General features: G+C 62.1%; 13 protein-coding genes and 1 tRNA gene. All 14 read left to right on the plus strand.

What is annotated here, in order from left to right:
- Positions 1–296: EF-Tu C-terminal domain-related protein (locus OUZ30_RS20225; protein WP_486599075.1), on the plus strand; the 296-nt coding region annotated here is incomplete at its 5' end.
- A 136-nt stretch (positions 297–432) separates the two neighbouring features.
- Positions 433–508, plus strand: a tRNA-Trp gene (locus OUZ30_RS20230).
- 80 nt (positions 509–588) lie between these two features.
- Positions 589–984: a preprotein translocase subunit SecE gene (secE, locus tag OUZ30_RS20235; protein WP_266184276.1), complete on the plus strand. Its 396-nt coding sequence runs from the start codon at positions 589–591 to the stop codon at positions 982–984.
- A 10-nt stretch (positions 985–994) separates the two neighbouring features.
- A complete protein-coding gene (nusG, locus tag OUZ30_RS20240) occupies positions 995–1,555 on the plus strand; it encodes a transcription termination/antitermination protein NusG (protein ID WP_266184277.1) in 561 nt (186 codons plus the stop codon).
- Between the two features lie 195 nt (positions 1,556–1,750).
- A complete protein-coding gene (gene rplK / locus OUZ30_RS20245) occupies positions 1,751–2,179 on the plus strand; it encodes a 50S ribosomal protein L11 (protein WP_266152530.1) in 429 nt (142 codons plus the stop codon).
- A gap of 3 nt (positions 2,180–2,182) precedes the next feature.
- Positions 2,183–2,890: a 50S ribosomal protein L1 gene (gene rplA, locus OUZ30_RS20250; RefSeq protein ID WP_266184278.1), complete on the plus strand. Its 708-nt coding sequence runs from the start codon at positions 2,183–2,185 to the stop codon at positions 2,888–2,890.
- Positions 2,891–3,235: 345 nt separating this feature from the next.
- A complete protein-coding gene (rplJ, locus tag OUZ30_RS20255; RefSeq protein WP_266184279.1) occupies positions 3,236–3,769 on the plus strand; it encodes a 50S ribosomal protein L10 in 534 nt (177 codons plus the stop codon).
- A gap of 45 nt (positions 3,770–3,814) precedes the next feature.
- Positions 3,815–4,186 carry a 50S ribosomal protein L7/L12 gene (gene rplL / locus OUZ30_RS20260; protein ID WP_266152533.1) on the plus strand — a complete coding sequence of 124 codons (372 nt, stop codon included), beginning with the start codon at positions 3,815–3,817 and terminating at the stop codon, positions 4,184–4,186.
- Between the two features lie 192 nt (positions 4,187–4,378).
- Positions 4,379–8,536: a DNA-directed RNA polymerase subunit beta gene (gene rpoB / locus OUZ30_RS20265; RefSeq protein WP_266184280.1), complete on the plus strand. Its 4,158-nt coding sequence runs from the start codon at positions 4,379–4,381 to the stop codon at positions 8,534–8,536.
- Positions 8,537–8,625: 89 nt separating this feature from the next.
- Positions 8,626–12,840, plus strand: a complete 4,215-nt coding sequence (rpoC, locus tag OUZ30_RS20270) for a DNA-directed RNA polymerase subunit beta' (RefSeq protein WP_266184281.1) — start codon at positions 8,626–8,628, stop codon at positions 12,838–12,840.
- A gap of 179 nt (positions 12,841–13,019) precedes the next feature.
- Positions 13,020–13,394, plus strand: a complete 375-nt coding sequence (rpsL, locus tag OUZ30_RS20275; protein ID WP_266184282.1) for a 30S ribosomal protein S12 — start codon at positions 13,020–13,022, stop codon at positions 13,392–13,394.
- A gap of 18 nt (positions 13,395–13,412) precedes the next feature.
- Positions 13,413–13,880, plus strand: coding sequence for a 30S ribosomal protein S7 (gene rpsG, locus OUZ30_RS20280; RefSeq protein WP_266184283.1), 468 nt, complete (start codon positions 13,413–13,415; stop codon positions 13,878–13,880).
- 43 nt (positions 13,881–13,923) lie between these two features.
- Positions 13,924–16,041, plus strand: coding sequence for an elongation factor G (gene fusA, locus OUZ30_RS20285; protein WP_266184284.1), 2,118 nt, complete (start codon positions 13,924–13,926; stop codon positions 16,039–16,041).
- Positions 16,042–16,091: 50 nt separating this feature from the next.
- Positions 16,092–16,218 (plus strand): GTP-binding protein (locus OUZ30_RS20290; protein WP_229730253.1); only part of this gene is annotated, 127 nt, incomplete at its 3' end.

Consider the following 16,218-nt stretch of genomic DNA (forward strand, 5'->3'; position numbering starts at 1 on the left):
GCTCGATCACCCCGCACACCGACTTCGAGGCTGAGGTCTATGTGCTGTCGAAGGACGAGGGTGGCCGTCATACGCCGTTCTTCAAGGGCTACCGTCCGCAGTTCTACTTCCGCACCACCGACGTGACCGGCGCTTGCCAGTTGCCGGAAGGCGTGGAGATGGTGATGCCGGGCGACAACGTGAAGATGGTAGTGTCCCTGATCCACCCGATCGCGATGGACGAAGGCCTGCGTTTCGCCATTCGCGAAGGCGGCCGCACCGTCGGCGCCGGCGTGGTGGCCAAGGTCATCAAGTAAGCTGTAGACTGGGAAGTCGCCCGCTCTGCGGGCTGCAAGGAGTCGAAGGGTGGGGTGGTTACGGCCTCCTCATCCTGCGGCGGCGCCAAGGCGCATCCCTGCAGCAGCAAGGCGAGCGACTTCACACATTTTCGATACGCCAGTAGCTCAATTGGCAGAGCAGCGGTCTCCAAAACCGCAGGTTGGGGGTTCGAGTCCCTCCTGGCGTGCCATCTTCCTGAGGATCGACGATGGATGGTGGGTGGCATGTTGGCCGTAACACGGTCGATGCCCTCTCATCCGATCACTTCGCATGAATACGAAGGCAGAACAGACCAAAGGCGTCAACGCGCTTGATATCGGCAAGCTGGTACTGGCAGTGCTGGTGCTGGCTGCTGGCATTTTTGCCTACTCGTGGTTCGGCAGCGATAGCTCGATCCCGCAGTCGGTGCTGATGCTCGGCGTGCTGGCGGCACTGGTGGTGGCGCTGGCGATTGGTGCCTTCACGGCACCCGGCCGCCGCGTGCGCGCGTTCCTTGGTGAATCGCAGTTCGAACTGCGCAAAGTGGTCTGGCCCACCCGCGATGAGACGCTCAAGACCACCGGCATTATCATGGTCGTGGTTATCATCTTGTCGCTGCTGTTGGGCCTGATCGATCTGATCCTGAAGTCGGTCGTACTCGACTGGCTGCTCAAGCTGGGTTCGTAGAGGTGATGGCATGAGCAAGCGTTGGTATGTGGTACACGCCTATTCGGGCTTCGAAAACCAGGTGAAGCGTTCGCTCGATGAGCGGATTCGCCGCGCCGGCATGGAAGAGCGCTTCGGCGAAGTGCTGGTGCCGACCGAAGAAGTCATTGAGATGCGCAGCGGCCAGAAGCGTCGCAGCGAGCGCAAGTTCTTCCCCGGTTACGTTCTCGTGCAGATCGAGACGAACACCGAGGGTAAGGCGCCACGCATCGATGACGAATGCTGGCATCTGGTCAAGGAAACCCCGAAAGTGATGGGTTTCATTGGCGGCACGGCGGATCGTCCGCTGCCGATTCGCGACAGCGAAGCCGATGCCATCCTGAGCCGCGTGCGTGAAGGTGTCGAGAAGCCCCGCCCCAAGGTGTTGTTCGAGCCGGGCGAGATGGTGCGCGTCACCGAAGGTCCGTTCAACGACTTCAACGGCGTGGTCGAAGAGGTCAATTACGAAAAGAGCCGCCTGCGTGTTGCGGTGCTCATTTTCGGTCGCTCGACCCCGGTCGAGCTGGAGTTTGGTCAGGTCGAGAAGGCCTGATCGACTCCCAAGTCGGCCCCGGCATGGGGCTTGCTTAAAACTTGATCAGTCTCTAAACTACGCGGTTCACGCCGGGGCCTTTTGGCTCGGCGTGTCCGTGTTTCCAAGGTCCGCAGGGTCGCGGGCCTTCCTCCATCAGGGACCGAACGTACTGCGAGGAGCCGCAAGGCGCTTGAACTCGCGAGGAAAATAGCAATGGCAAAGAAAGTCACAGGTTATATCAAGCTGCAAGTCAAGGCCGGTCAGGCCAACCCGTCGCCGCCGGTGGGTCCTGCCCTCGGTCAGCGCGGCCTGAACATCATGGAATTCTGCAAGGCGTTCAATGCCGCCACGCAGAAGATGGAGCCGGGTCTGCCGATTCCGGTCATCATCACGGCCTATTCCGACCGTAGCTTCACCTTTATCACCAAGACCCCGCCGGCCACCGTCCTGATCAAGAAGGTCACGGGCGTCGCCAAGGGTTCGCCCAAGCCGAACACAGACAAGGTCGGCAAGATCACCCGCAAGCAGCTCGAAGACGTTGCGAAGCAGAAAGAGCCGGATCTCACGGCTGCTGATCTGGACGCCGCGGTGCGCACCATTGCTGGTAGCGCGCGCAGCATGGGCTTGGTGGTGGAGGGTTAAGACATGGCAAAGCTCACGAAGCGTTTGAAGGCCGCTCAGGCCGCAGTACAGCCGGGCAAGATCTATGGCCTGGAAGAAGCCCTGAACATCGTCAAGAACAACGCCAAGGCGAAGTTCGCCGAGTCCGTGGACGTCGCCGTCCGCCTCGGTATCGATGCTAAGAAGTCCGACCAGGGCGTGCGTGGTTCCTCGCTCCTGCCGCACGGCACCGGCAAGACCGTCAAGGTCGCCGTGTTCGTGCCGGCAGGTGAGAAGGCCGAGGCCGCCAAGGCCGCCGGCGCCGATGCCGTCGGCATGGACGATCTGGCCGAGCGCATGCAGGCTGGCGATCTCGACTTCGGTCGCGTCATCGCTACGCCGGACGCCATGCGCGTGGTCGGTAAGCTCGGTCAGCTGCTCGGCCCCCGTGGCCTGATGCCGAACCCGAAGGACGGCTCGGTCACCGCCGACGTCGCCACGGCCGTGAAGAACGCCAAGGCCGGCCAGGTGAAGTTCCGCAACGACAAGGCGGGCATCATCCACGCCACCATCGGCAAGGCCAGCTTCGACGCTGCCCAGCTCGCGGACAATCTCAATACGCTGGTCAACGATCTGCTGAAGGCCAAGCCGGCTACCGCCAAGGGCCAGTACCTGCAGAAGATCGCCTTGTCCAGCACCATGGGCGTGGGCGTGCCGGTCGATACCTCGACCCTGTCGCTCTCGACCAAGTAAGACTCAAGTCCCGTGCCGGTGAGAACTGGCACGGGCAGTTTTTGAAGGCAGCCCCGGTTGTAAGACCGGTGCCGCCGTCAAAGACCGCAGGCGCGATCAGCGCACGATGACGACGAGCAAGGAGCTCGTGTTTGGCAGGGAATCGCCGTCGCCGTTAGCGGGATCGCTTAATCGGATTCGAAAGCGAATCTGGCCTGCGCAGATGGTGCTGCCCCTTCTGGGATCGTTTGATTTGATCTGGAAAGGCCACCACCCGGGACTTAAGGGTCCCCGACGTCAGGGATGGCATCGCTCAGGACCGCAAGCGGCAGGAGCCGTAAGCGGAGTTCATAAGAGGAGTGAAAAATGGCTCTGAATCTCTCGCAGAAGCAAGAAGTAGTCGCCGAGCTGGCAGAAGTCGCCGCGAAGGCTCACTCCTTGATCGCCGCCGAGTATGCAGGCACCACGGTCGCTCAGATGACCGCGATGCGCAAAAAGGCTCGTGAATCTGGTGTGTTCTTGAAAGTTGTCAAGAACACGCTCGCTTCGCGCGCCGTGGTCGGTACCGAATTCGAGGTCGTCAAGGACGCCCTGGTCGGTCCGCTGCTGTATGCATTCTCGACCGAGGAACCCGGTGCAGCCGGGCGCCTGATCAAGGAATTCGCCAAGGGCAACGACAAGCTGAAGCCGATACTCGTCTCGGTGGAAGGCAAGTTGCTGCCGGCTGCGCACGTCGACGTGTTGGCATCGCTGCCGACCCGCGAACAGGCCCTCGCCATGCTGGCCCGCGTGCTGGCCGAGCCGGCCGCCATGTTCGCCCGCGTCGTCAAGGCTGTGGCTGACCAGCAGGGTGGTGGCGAAGTTGCCGCCGAAGCCCCGGCTGAAGTCGAGCCCGCCTAAGTTCGCTGACTATTCAAATCGAATCAATTTCCAGAGGTAAATGAAATGTCCCTGACCAACGAACAGATCGTCGACGCCGTCGCCGCCAAGTCGCTGATGGAAGTGATGGACCTGGTGAAGGCCATCGAAGAGAAGTTTGGCGTGACCGCCGCCGCTCCGGTGATGGTTGCCGCCGGCCCGGCCGCTGCTGGCCCGGCTGCTGAAGAGCAGACCGAGTTCGACGTGATCCTGAAGAGCGCCGGCGAGAAGAAGGTCGACGTGATCAAGGCCGTCCGCGCCATCACGGGCCTGGGCCTGAAGGAAGCGAAGGACCTGACCGAAGCCGGTGGCGTCGTGAAGGAAGCCGCTTCGAAGGAAGACGCTGCGAAGTTCAAGAAGGACCTCGAAGCTGCCGGCGCCACGGTCGAACTGAAGTAATCGGCGCTCTTGCGCGCCGTCAGTTCGATCCAGCGTCAAGCAAGCCTGGGGGCGTAATCCCCCGGGCTTTGCCTGTTCCCGACATTCGGGAATGGGGAATAGGGAATGGTCCGGATCCATCGGACCCGTTGCCGGTCATTCCTTATTCGCGATTCCCGATTCACCGAATACACAACCGAGGCGGTACCCACCATGACCTACTCGTTTACCGAGAAGAAGCGCATCCGCAAGGATTTCGGCAAGCGTCCCCCTGTATTGGGCGTGCCGAACCTGCTGACCATCCAGACCGATTCCTATCGCGAGTTTCTGCAGGAGCACGTCGCTCCCAAGCAGCGCGACGAAAAGGGTCTCCACGCAGCGCTGAAGTCGGTGTTCCCGATTGTCAGCTATTCGGGCAATGCCGCGCTTGAGTACGTCGACTATCGCCTGGGCGAGCCTGCCTTCGACGAGCGCGAATGCCGCAACCGTGGCATGACCTACGGCGCGCCGCTGCGCGTGACCGTGCGTCTGGTCATCTACGACAAGGACAGCCCGGCCTCCAAGAAGGCCGTGAAGTATGTGAAGGAGCAAGAGGTCTACATGGGCGAAATTCCGCTCATGACCGACACCGGCACCTTCATCATCAACGGCACCGAGCGCGTCATCGTCTCGCAGCTGCATCGTTCCCCGGGCGTGTTCTTCGACCACGACCGCGGCAAGACGCACAGCTCGGGCAAGCTGCTGTTCTCCGCCCGCGTGATTCCTTACCGTGGTTCGTGGCTGGACTTCGAGTTCGACCCGAAGGACGCGCTGTTCACCCGTATCGACCGTCGCCGCAAGTTGCCGGTGACGGTGCTGCTGCGTGCGCTCGGCTACAACAACGTCGAGATGCTGGACATCTTCTTCGAGCACAACGTGTTCCACCTGGGCAAGAAGGGTGGCACCACGCTGGAGCTGGTCGCTGAGCGTCTGCGCGGCGAAACGCTGACCTTCGACCTGACCATTGGCGACAAGGTGCTGGTGGAAGCCGGCAAGCGCATCACGGCGCGCCACGTGCGTCAGCTGGCTGCAGAGAACATCACCGCGCTGGAAGTGCCGGACGACTATCCGATCGGCCGCATCCTTGCTACCGACATCGTCGACAGCAAGACGGGCGAGCTGCTGGCCTCGGCCAATGACGAAATCACCGGCGAGCAGCTGGAGAATTTCCGCAAGGCCGGCATCGAAGTCGTTCCCACGCTGTACGTGAACGACCTGGACCGCGGTGCGTACATCTCGCACACCCTGCGCATCGATAATTCCAAGACGCAGCTCGAAGCGTTGGTGGAAATCTATCGCATGATGCGTCCGGGCGAGCCGCCGACCAAGGACGCTGCGCAGAACCTGTTCTTCAACCTGTTCTTCACCTTCGACCGCTACGACCTGTCGGCCGTGGGTCGCATGAAGTTCAACCGTCGCGTCGGCCGTCAGGAGATCGTTGGTCCGGGCGTGTTGTACGACCACAAGTACTTTGCCGAGCGCAAGGAAGAAGACTCGCAGAACCTGGTCAAGTCGCTGGGCGTGAGTTCCGACATCCTCGACGTGCTCAAGGTGCTCATCGACATCAAGAACGGTCATGGCACCGTCGACGATATCGATCACCTGGGTAACCGTCGCGTGCGTTCGGTCGGCGAAATGGCCGAGAACACCTTCCGCATCGGCCTGGTGCGCGTCGAGCGCGCTGTGCGCGAGCGTCTGAGCCTGGCTGAGTCCGAGGGTCTGACCCCGCAGGAACTGATCAACGCCAAGCCGGTGGCCGCAGCGGTGAAGGAGTTCTTCGGCTCCTCGCAGCTCAGCCAGTTCATGGACCAGAACAACCCGCTGTCGGAAGTGACGCACAAGCGTCGCGTTTCGGCCCTGGGCCCGGGCGGTCTGACCCGCGAACGCGCCGGCTTCGAAGTGCGCGACGTGCATCCGACCCATTACGGCCGCGTCTGCACCATCGAAACGCCGGAAGGCCCGAACATCGGCCTGATCAACTCGTTGGCCGTGTACGCCCGCACCAACACGTATGGCTTCCTCGAGACGCCGTACCGCAAGGTCGTGGGCGGCAAGGTCACCAATACGGTGGACTACCTCTCGGCCATCGAAGAAGGCGACCACGTCATTGCGCAGGCGAACTCGCCGCTCAAGGACGGTGCCTTCGTCGAAGACTTCGTGTCCTGCCGCTTCCGCGGCGAGTCCGAGCTGCGTCCGGCGTCCGAAGTCGACTACATGGACGTCTCGCCCATGCAGACGGTGTCGGTCGCAGCGGCGCTGGTGCCGTTCCTGGAGCACGATGACGCGAACCGCGCACTGATGGGCGCGAACATGCAGCGTCAGGCCGTGCCGACCCTGCGTTCGCAGACCCCGCTGGTGGGTACCGGCATCGAGCGCGCCGTGGCGCGTGACTCGGGCGTCATTACCACCGCCAAGCGCGGCGGTGTGATCGACCAGGTCGATGCGGCCCGTATCGTGGTGCGCGTGGTCGAGGAAGAGGTCGGCGACAACGACGCCGGCGTCGATATCTACACGCTGACCAAGTACACCCGTTCGAACCAGAACACCAACCTCAATCAGCGTCCGCTGGTGAACGTGGGTGACATCGTGGCGAAGGGCGACACGCTGGCCGACGGTTCGTCGACCGACCTGGGCGAGCTCGCGCTCGGCCAGAACATGCTGATCGCCTTCATGCCGTGGAACGGCTACAACTTCGAAGACTCGATCCTGCTCTCCGAGCGCGTCGTGCAGGAAGACCGCTACACCTCGATTCATATCGAGGAGCTGTCCTGCATCGCGCGTGACACCAAGCTGGGCGCCGAAGAAATCACCGCCGACATCCCGAACGTGGGTGAGCAGGCGCTGGCACGTCTGGACGAGTCCGGCATTGTGTACATCGGCGCGGAAGTGAAGGCCGGTGACATCATGGTCGGCAAGGTCACGCCCAAGGGCGAGAGCCAGCTGACCCCCGAAGAGAAGCTGCTGCGCGCGATCTTCGGCGAGAAGGCGTCCGACGTTAAGGACAGCTCGCTGCGCGTGCCGCCGGGTATGGATGGCACCGTCATCGACGTGCAGGTCTTCACCCGCGACGGCATCGAGAAGGACAAGCGCGCGAAGCAGATCGAGGAAATGGAAGTCAAGCGTATCCGCAAGGATCTTGACGACCAGTTCCGCATCCTCGAAGGCGCCATCTACAACCGTATGCGCACCCAGCTCGTCGGCAAGTCCGCGATGAGCGGTCCGGGCGGCCTGAAGCGTGGCGTGGAAATCACCGACGCTTACCTCGACGGCCTGAAGAAGGACGACTGGTTCAAGGTCAACGTCAAGGACGAGGACGTCACCGAGTTTCTCGAGCGCGCGGCTGACCAGATCAAGCGCCACAAGGAAGAGTTCGACAAGCGCTTCAAGGAGAAGCAGGGCAAGATCACCCAGGGTGACGATCTCGCTCCGGGCGTGCTCAAGATGGTCAAGGTGTTCCTGGCCGTGAAGCGCCGCATCCAGCCGGGCGACAAGATGGCTGGTCGCCACGGTAACAAGGGTGTGGTGTCGAACGTGGTGCCGGTGGAGGACATGCCGTTCTCCGCCGACGGTACGCCGGTCGACATCGTGCTGAACCCGCTGGGCGTGCCTTCGCGCATGAACATCGGCCAGATTCTGGAAGTGCATCTGGGCTGGGCCGCCAAGGGCCTGGGCAAGAAGATCCAGAAGATGCTCGAGGCACAGGCCAAGGTGGCGCAGATCCGCGAGTTCCTCGACCAGATCTACAACCACCACGTGGCCGGCGCCGTGCAGCACGTCGACCTGAATTCGCTGACGGACGATGAAATCTTCGCCCTGGCGAACAACCTGCAGGAAGGCGTGCCGATGGCCACGCCGGTGTTCGACGGTGCCGAAGAAACCGAGATCAAGGCCATGCTGAGGCTGGCTGATCTGCCGGAGTCGGGCCAGACCACGCTGTTCGACGGTCGTACCGGCGAAGCGTTCGATCGCCCGGTCACGGTGGGCTACATGCATTACCTGAAGTTGAACCACTTGGTTGACGACAAGATGCACGCGCGTTCGACCGGTCCGTACTCGCTCGTCACCCAGCAGCCGCTGGGCGGCAAGGCGCAGTTCGGTGGTCAGCGCTTCGGCGAAATGGAAGTCTGGGCACTCGAAGCCTACGGCGCGGCCTACACCCTGCAGGAAATGTTGACGGTGAAGTCCGACGACGTGCAGGGCCGTAACCAGATGTACAAGAACATTGTCGACGGCAACCACGAGATGGCGGCGGGCATGCCGGAATCCTTCAACGTGTTGGTGAAGGAAATCCGCTCGCTCGGTATCGATATTGATCTGGAAGAAGTGAAGTGAGTTGAGGCGGAGACGAGGAGCGAGCCTTCGTTCCTCGTACTCCCGACTACCGATTCTCCATTACCAATTCCCGATCTTCGGAGACATCCATGAAAGACTTGCTCAACCTTTTTAACCAGCAGCGCACCGCGCCTGACTTCGACGCGATCAAGATCGCCCTGGCTTCGCCAGAGCTGATCCGCTCGTGGTCGTACGGCGAGGTGAAGAAGCCGGAAACGATCAACTACCGCACCTTCAAGCCGGAGCGTGACGGCCTGTTCTGCGCCGCCATCTTCGGTCCGGTGAAGGACTACGAGTGCCTGTGCGGCAAGTACAAGCGCATGAAGCACCGCGGCGTGGTCTGCGAAAAGTGCGGCACGGAAGTGACCCTGGCCAAGGTGCGTCGCGAGCGCATGGGCCATATCGAGCTCGCTTCGCCGACCGCGCACATCTGGTTCCTCAAGTCGCTGCCCTCGCGCATCGGCCTGATGCTGGACATGACCCTGCGTGACATCGAGCGCATCCTGTACTTCGAAGCCTTCGTGGTGATCGATCCAGGTCTGACAGCGCTCGAGCGCGGTCAGCTGCTCAGCGAAGACCAGTACCTCGAAGCGGTCGAGGAGCACGGTGACGAGTTCGACGCCCGCATGGGTGCCGAGGCCGTCTACGAGCTGCTCAAGTCGCTCGACCTGCCGGGCGAAGTGATTCGCCTCAAGGAAGAGATCGGCTCGACCAATTCCGAGACCAAGTTGAAGCGCCTCACCAAGCGCGTCAAGCTGATCGAAGCCTTCCTCGAATCCGGCAACAAGCCGGAGTGGATGGTGTTGACCGTGCTGCCGGTGCTGCCGCCGGACCTGCGTCCGCTGGTGCCGCTGGACGGTGGCCGTTTCGCCACCTCCGACCTGAATGACCTGTACCGTCGCGTCATTAACCGCAACAACCGCCTGCGTCGCCTGCTCGAACTCAATGCGCCCGACATCATCGTGCGCAACGAGAAGCGCATGCTGCAGGAATCGGTCGATGCGCTGCTCGACAACGGCCGTCGCGGCCGTGCCATCACCGGCACGAACAAGCGCGCGCTGAAGTCGCTGGCCGACATGATCAAGGGCAAGCAGGGCCGCTTCCGCCAGAACCTGCTCGGCAAGCGCGTGGACTACTCCGGTCGTTCGGTGATCGTGGTTGGTCCGACCCTGCGCCTGCACCAGTGCGGTCTGCCGAAGAAGATGGCGCTTGAGCTGTTCAAGCCCTTCATCTTCGCCAAGCTGCAAGCGCGTGGCGAAGCCACCACCATCAAGGCGGCCAAGAAGCTGGTCGAGCGCGAAGAAGCTCAGGTGTGGGACATCCTCGAAGAGGTGATCCGCGAGCATCCCGTGCTGCTCAACCGTGCGCCGACGCTGCACCGTCTGGGCATCCAGGCGTTCGAGCCGAAGCTGATCGAAGGCAAGGCCATCCAGCTGCATCCGCTCGTGTGTACGGCGTTCAACGCCGACTTCGACGGTGACCAGATGGCTGTGCACGTGCCGCTGTCGATCGAGGCGCAGCTCGAAGCGCGCGCCCTGATGATGGCGACCAACAACATCCTGTCGCCCGCCAACGGCGAGCCGATCATCGTGCCGACCCAGGACGTGGTGCTGGGCCTGTACTACATGACCCGCGAGCTGGTGAATGCGAAGGGTTCGGGCATGGTGTTCTCGGGCATCGGCGAAGTCCGCCGCGCCTACGACAACCGTGCGGTCGAGCTGCACGCCAAGATCAAGGTGCGCATGACCCAGGTGCACGTCGACGAGGAGGGCGGTCGCACGTCCGAGACGTCGATCGTGGACACTACCGTGGGCCGCGCGCTGCTGCTCGAGATCATGCCGGAAGGCCTGCCGTTCGCGCTGGCCAACACCGAGCTGACCAAGAAGAACATCTCGCGCCTGATCAACCAGTGCTACCGTCGCCTGGGTCTCAAGGAGACCGTGGTGTTCGGCGATCAGCTGATGTACACCGGCTTCCGCTTCGCCACGCGTGCGGGTATCTCGATCGGCATCGATGACATGATCATCCCGGCCGAGAAGAAGCCGATCCTGGAAGAGGCCGAGAAGGAAGTGGTCGAGATCCAGGAGCAGTACCAGTCGGGTCTGGTCACCGCCGGCGAGCGCTACAACAAGGTGGTCGACATCTGGTCGCGCACGAACGAACTCGTGGCCAAGGCGATGATCGACGGTATCGGTACCGAGAAGGTGACCGATGCTGAAGGCAAGACGGTCAACCAGAAGTCGATGAACTCCCTGTACATCATGGCCGACTCCGGCGCCCGTGGTTCGGTCGCACAGATTCGTCAGCTGGCCGGTATGCGTGGCCTGATGGCGCGTCCGGATGGCTCGATCATCGAGACGCCGATCAAGGCGAACTTCCGTGAAGGCCTGAACGTGCTGCAGTACTTCAACTCCACCCACGGTGCCCGTAAGGGTCTCGCGGATACGGCGTTGAAGACGGCGAACTCCGGTTACCTCACCCGTCGACTCGTCGACGTGGCGCAGGACGTGGTCATCACCTCGCATGACTGCGGCACCGAAGACGGCGTGATCATGCAGCCGATCGTGGAAGGCGGCGATGTGGTCGAGCCGTTGCGCGAGCGCGTGCTGGGCCGCGTGGCGGTTGAAGACGTCTACGCCCCTGGCGACGACGATGAGCCGATCGTGATCCGCGACACCCTGCTGGACGAAGCCCTGGTCGAGAAGCTCGACAAGGCCGGCGTGCAGTCGATCAAGGTGCGTTCGCCGATCACTTGCGCCGCCAGCCACGGCGTGTGCGCCCTGTGCTACGGCCGCGATCTGGCCCGTGGCCATCTGGTCAACATGGGCGAGGCCGTGGGCGTGGTCGCCGCGCAGTCGATCGGTGAGCCGGGTACCCAGCTGACCATGCGTACGTTCCACATCGGTGGTGCGGCTTCGCGTGCGGCTGCCGTGGACAACGTGACGGTGAAGACCACCGGCACGCTGAAGTTCAACAACCTCAAGACCGTGCATCACAACCAGGGACACCTGGTGGCGGTGTCGCGTTCGGGCGAAGTCAGCGTCATCGACGTCAACGGCCGCGAGCGTGAGCGTTACAAGGTGCCTTACGGCGCCACCATCGCGATCAAGGACGGCGATCCGGTCAAGGCTGGCCAGACGGTGGCCAACTGGGATCCGCATACCCATCCGATCGTGTCGGAAGTGGCCGGTACCGTGCGCTTCATCGACTTCATCGATGGCATCACCGTGCAGAGCCAGACCGACGAACTGACCGGCCTGGAGTCGGCAGTGGTGACCGATCCGAAGCGCCGTGGTACGGCCGCCAAGGACCTGCGTCCAATCGTGCGCCTGGAAGATGCCAAGGGTCGCGAGCTGAAGCTGCCGGGCACCGACGTGCCGGCGCAGTACATGCTCCCGGCCGGCGCCATCGTGTCGATCCAGAACGGCGTGCAGGTGGGCGTGGGCGACGTGGTCGCACGTATCCCGCAGGAAACCTCCAAGACCCGCGATATCACGGGTGGTCTGCCGCGCGTGGCCGACTTGTTCGAAGCACGCAAGCCGAAGGAACCGGCGATCCTCGCCGAGCGTTCGGGCGTGATCAGCTTCGGCAAGGACACCAAGGGCAAGCAGCGCTTGATCATCAAGGACGTGGACGGCAACGAGCACGAGGAGCTGATTCCCAAGTGGCGTCAGGTCATCGTGTTCGAAGGCGAGCACGTGGAGAAGGGCGAGACCGTGGTGGACGGCGAGCCCAGCCCGCATGACATCCTGCGTCTGCTGGGTGTCGAGCCGCTGGCTGCGTACCTGGTCAAGGAAATCCAGGACGTCTACCGTCTGCAGGGCGTGAAGATCAACGACAAGCACATCGAAGCGATCATTCGCCAGATGCTGCGCAAGGTTGAGATTTCCGACCCGGGTGAAAGTCACTATCTGCGTGGTGAGCAGGTCGAGCGTGTTCGCATCAATGGCGAAAACGATCGTGCCATCACCCGTGGCGAGCGTCCGGCGGAATATCAGTCGGTGCTGCTGGGTATCACCAAGGCCTCGTTGGCGACGGAATCCTTCATCTCGGCCGCTTCCTTCCAGGAAACGACCCGAGTATTGACGGAAGCCGCGGTGCGTGGCACGCGTGACACCTTGCGGGGCCTGAAGGAAAATGTTATTGTCGGCCGTCTAATTCCGGCGGGTACGGGTCTGGCGTATCACGCACAGCGTCATCGCCAGGGCGGTCTGACCGCTTCGGAGCTCGAGACTCTCTCCGGCTCCGCTTCATCGGCCTCCTTCGCGGAAGCCACCACCGGTAGCGACATTGGTGTGGAGTAAGTCCTTCGCGGACTCTACTCGCTGACATACGAAATGAGGCGCAAGGAACGCGCCTCGTGTTCGGGCTATGGATGGCAAGGCGTCAGCTTGTCTGTGACAAGCTGCCCATGTTAAATTCCCGCTTCTTGGCAGACCGAGCCGGTTCGGTCTGCCTTTATGTTTCTCAGGAACAGCTCCAGATGACGACAGTCAACCAGTTAGTTCGCAAGGCCCGCAGCCCGAAGACCTATAAGAGTGCTTCTCCGGCTTTGCAGAACAGCCCGCAGCGCCGCGGCGTTTGCACGCGCGTATACACGACCACCCCGAAAAAGCCGAACTCGGCGCTGCGTAAGGTTGCCAAGGTGCGCCTGACGAACGGCTACGAAGTCATCAGCTACATCGGTGGCGAAGGTCACAATCTGCAGGAGCACTCGGTGGTCCTGATCCGCGGCGGTCGCGTCAAGGATCTCCCCGGTGTTCGTTACCACACGGTGCGCGGCAGTCTCGACTGCGCCGGCGTCACTAAGCGCCGCCAGTCGCGCTCCAAGTACGGCGCCAAGCGCCCGAAGAAATAAGAGCTAAGGACACGAAATATGTCGCGTAAAGGTTCACATCCCGCCCGTCTGGTCCTGCCGGATCCCAAGCATGGCAGCCAGCTGATCGCCCGCTTCATCAACATGGTGATGAAGAGCGGCAAGAAGTCGGTCGCTGAAAGCATCGTCTACGGTGCGCTCAGCCATCTGGGCGAAAAGAACGCCGAGCCGGTTCAGCTCGTCGAGAAGGCCCTGAACAACATCGCTCCGGCGGTTGAGGTCAAGTCCCGCCGCGTTGGTGGTGCTACCTACCAGGTGCCGGTTGAAGTCCGTCCGGGTCGTCGTATGGCGCTTGCCATGCGCTGGGCCATCGAATCCGCCCGCAAGCGCGGCGAGACCTCGATGCCGCGCAAGCTGGCCGCCGAGCTGCTCGAGGCTTCCGAGAATCGCGGTGGCGCGATCAAGAAGCGCGAAGAGACGCACCGCATGGCAGAAGCCAACAAGGCCTTCTCGCATTACCGCTGGTAAGCAGTAACTCGCTTAAAGCAAGCACTTTTTAGAGGTTAAGACCGTGGCACGCACCACTCCCATCGAGCGCTACCGCAACTTCGGCATCATGGCTCACATCGATGCCGGCAAGACCACCACCACGGAGCGCATCCTGTTCTACACCGGCGTCAGTCACAAGATTGGCGAGGTGCATGACGGTGCGGCAACGATGGACTGGATGGAGCAGGAGCAGGAGCGCGGCATCACCATTACGTCGGCGGCAACGACGGCGTTCTGGAAGGGCATGGATCGTTCCTTGCCTGAACACCGCTTCAACATCATCGACACCCCAGGACACGTGGACTTCACCATCGAAGTGGAGCGTTCGCTTCGCGTGCTCGACGGTGCGGTGTTCGTGCTCTGTGCCGTGGGTGGTGTGCAGCCGCAGTCCGAGACCGTTTGGCGCCAGGCCAACAAGTACAAAGTGCCGCGTCTTGCGTTCGTCAACAAGATGGACCGCACCGGCGCCAACTTCTACAAAGTGGTTGAGCAGCTGAAGGCTCGCCTGGGTGCAAACCCGGTCACGATGCAGGTTCCGATCGGTGCCGAAGAGAACTTCGAAGGCGTGATCGACCTGCTCAAGATGAAGGCGATCATCTGGGACATGGAGTCCCAGGGCATGAAGTTCGAGTACCAGGACATTCCGGCGAACCTCGTCGAGAAGGCCACTGAGGCTCGCGGCTACATGGTCGAATCGGCCGCGGAAGCGACCGAAGAGCTGATGAACAAGTACCTGGAAGAGGGTGACCTTTCCGAGGAAGAGATCATCGGCGGCCTGCGCGCGCGTACGCTGTCGAGCGAGATCATCCCGGTCTTCTGCGGCACCGCGTTCAAGAACAAGGGTGTTCAGGCGATGCTTGACGCCGTGGTCAACCTGTTGCCGTCGCCGATCGACCGTCCGCCGGTCGCTGGTATCGACGAAGACGACAACGAAGCCACGCGCAAGGCTGACGACGCCGCGCCGTTCTCCGCGCTCGCGTTCAAGATCATGACCGATCCGTTCGTTGGCTCGCTGACCTTCTTCCGTGTCTACTCGGGCACGCTCAATGCCGGCGACCAGGTGTACAACCCGGTCAAGTCGAAGAAGGAGCGCATCGGCCGTATCCTGCAGATGCACGCGAACGAGCGTCAGGAACTGAAGGAAGTCCGCGCTGGCGATATCGCCGCAGCGGTCGGCCTGAAGGACGTGACGACCGGTGACACGCTGTGCGCGCAGGATCACATCATCACTCTGGAGCGTATGACGTTCCCGGAGCCGGTGATCTCGATGGCCGTCGAGCCGAAGACCAAGTCCGACCAGGAAAAGATGGGTGTCGCCCTCGGCCGTCTGGCTGCGGAAGATCCGTCGTTCCGCGTGCGTACGGACGAAGAGTCGGGCCAGACCATTATCTCGGGCATGGGCGAGCTTCACCTGGACATCCTGGTGGACCGCATGCGCCGCGAGTTCAACGTCGAGGCGAACGTGGGCAAGCCGCAGGTGGCTTACCGCGAGACGATCCGCAAGGTCGACGTCAAGTCGGACTACAAGCACGCCAAGCAGTCGGGTGGTAAGGGTCAGTACGGTCACGTGGTGATCGAGCTGTCGCCGATGACCGAAGAAGATCGTAAGAGCACGGACGTCAAGAACGACTTCCTGTTCATCAACGACATCACGGGCGGCGTGATCCCGAAGGAATTCATCCCGTCGGTGGAAAAAGGCCTGCGCGAAACCATTACCAGCGGTCCGCTGGCTGGCTTCCCGGTGGTGAACGTGAAGGTCAAGCTGGTCTTTGGTTCGTACCACGACGTCGACTCGTCGGAAATGGCGTTCAAGCTCGCCGCTTCGATGGCCTTCAAGGAAGGTTTCCGCAAGGCCGATCCGGTCCTGCTCGAGCCGATCATGAAGGTCGAGGTGGTGACGCCGGAAGACTACGTCGGTGACGTCATGGGCGACTTGAGCCGCCGTCGCGGCCTGCTTCAGGGCCAGGACGACACGCCGTCGGGCAAGACCATCGACGCGATGGTGCCGCTGGGTGAGATGTTCGGTTATGCGACGACCATTCGTTCGCTGACCCAGGGTCGCGCCACCTTCACGATGGAATTCGACCATTACGCTGAAGCGCCGAACAACATCGCTGAGCAGGTCATGAAGAAGGCCTGATAAGGCCTTCCTCCCTACAACATACCGTTCTTTTCTAGAGGTTTAGAGTCATGGCAAAGGGTAAATTCGAACGCACCAAGCCGCACGTCAACGTCGGCACGATTGGTCACGTGGACCACGGCAAGACGACGCTGACGGCCGCGCTGACGAAGGTTGGCGCCGAGCGTTTCGGTGGCG

Origin of the sequence: Dyella humicola, assembly GCF_026283945.1 — a bacterium.
Classification (GTDB): domain Bacteria; phylum Pseudomonadota; class Gammaproteobacteria; order Xanthomonadales; family Rhodanobacteraceae; genus Dyella; species Dyella humicola.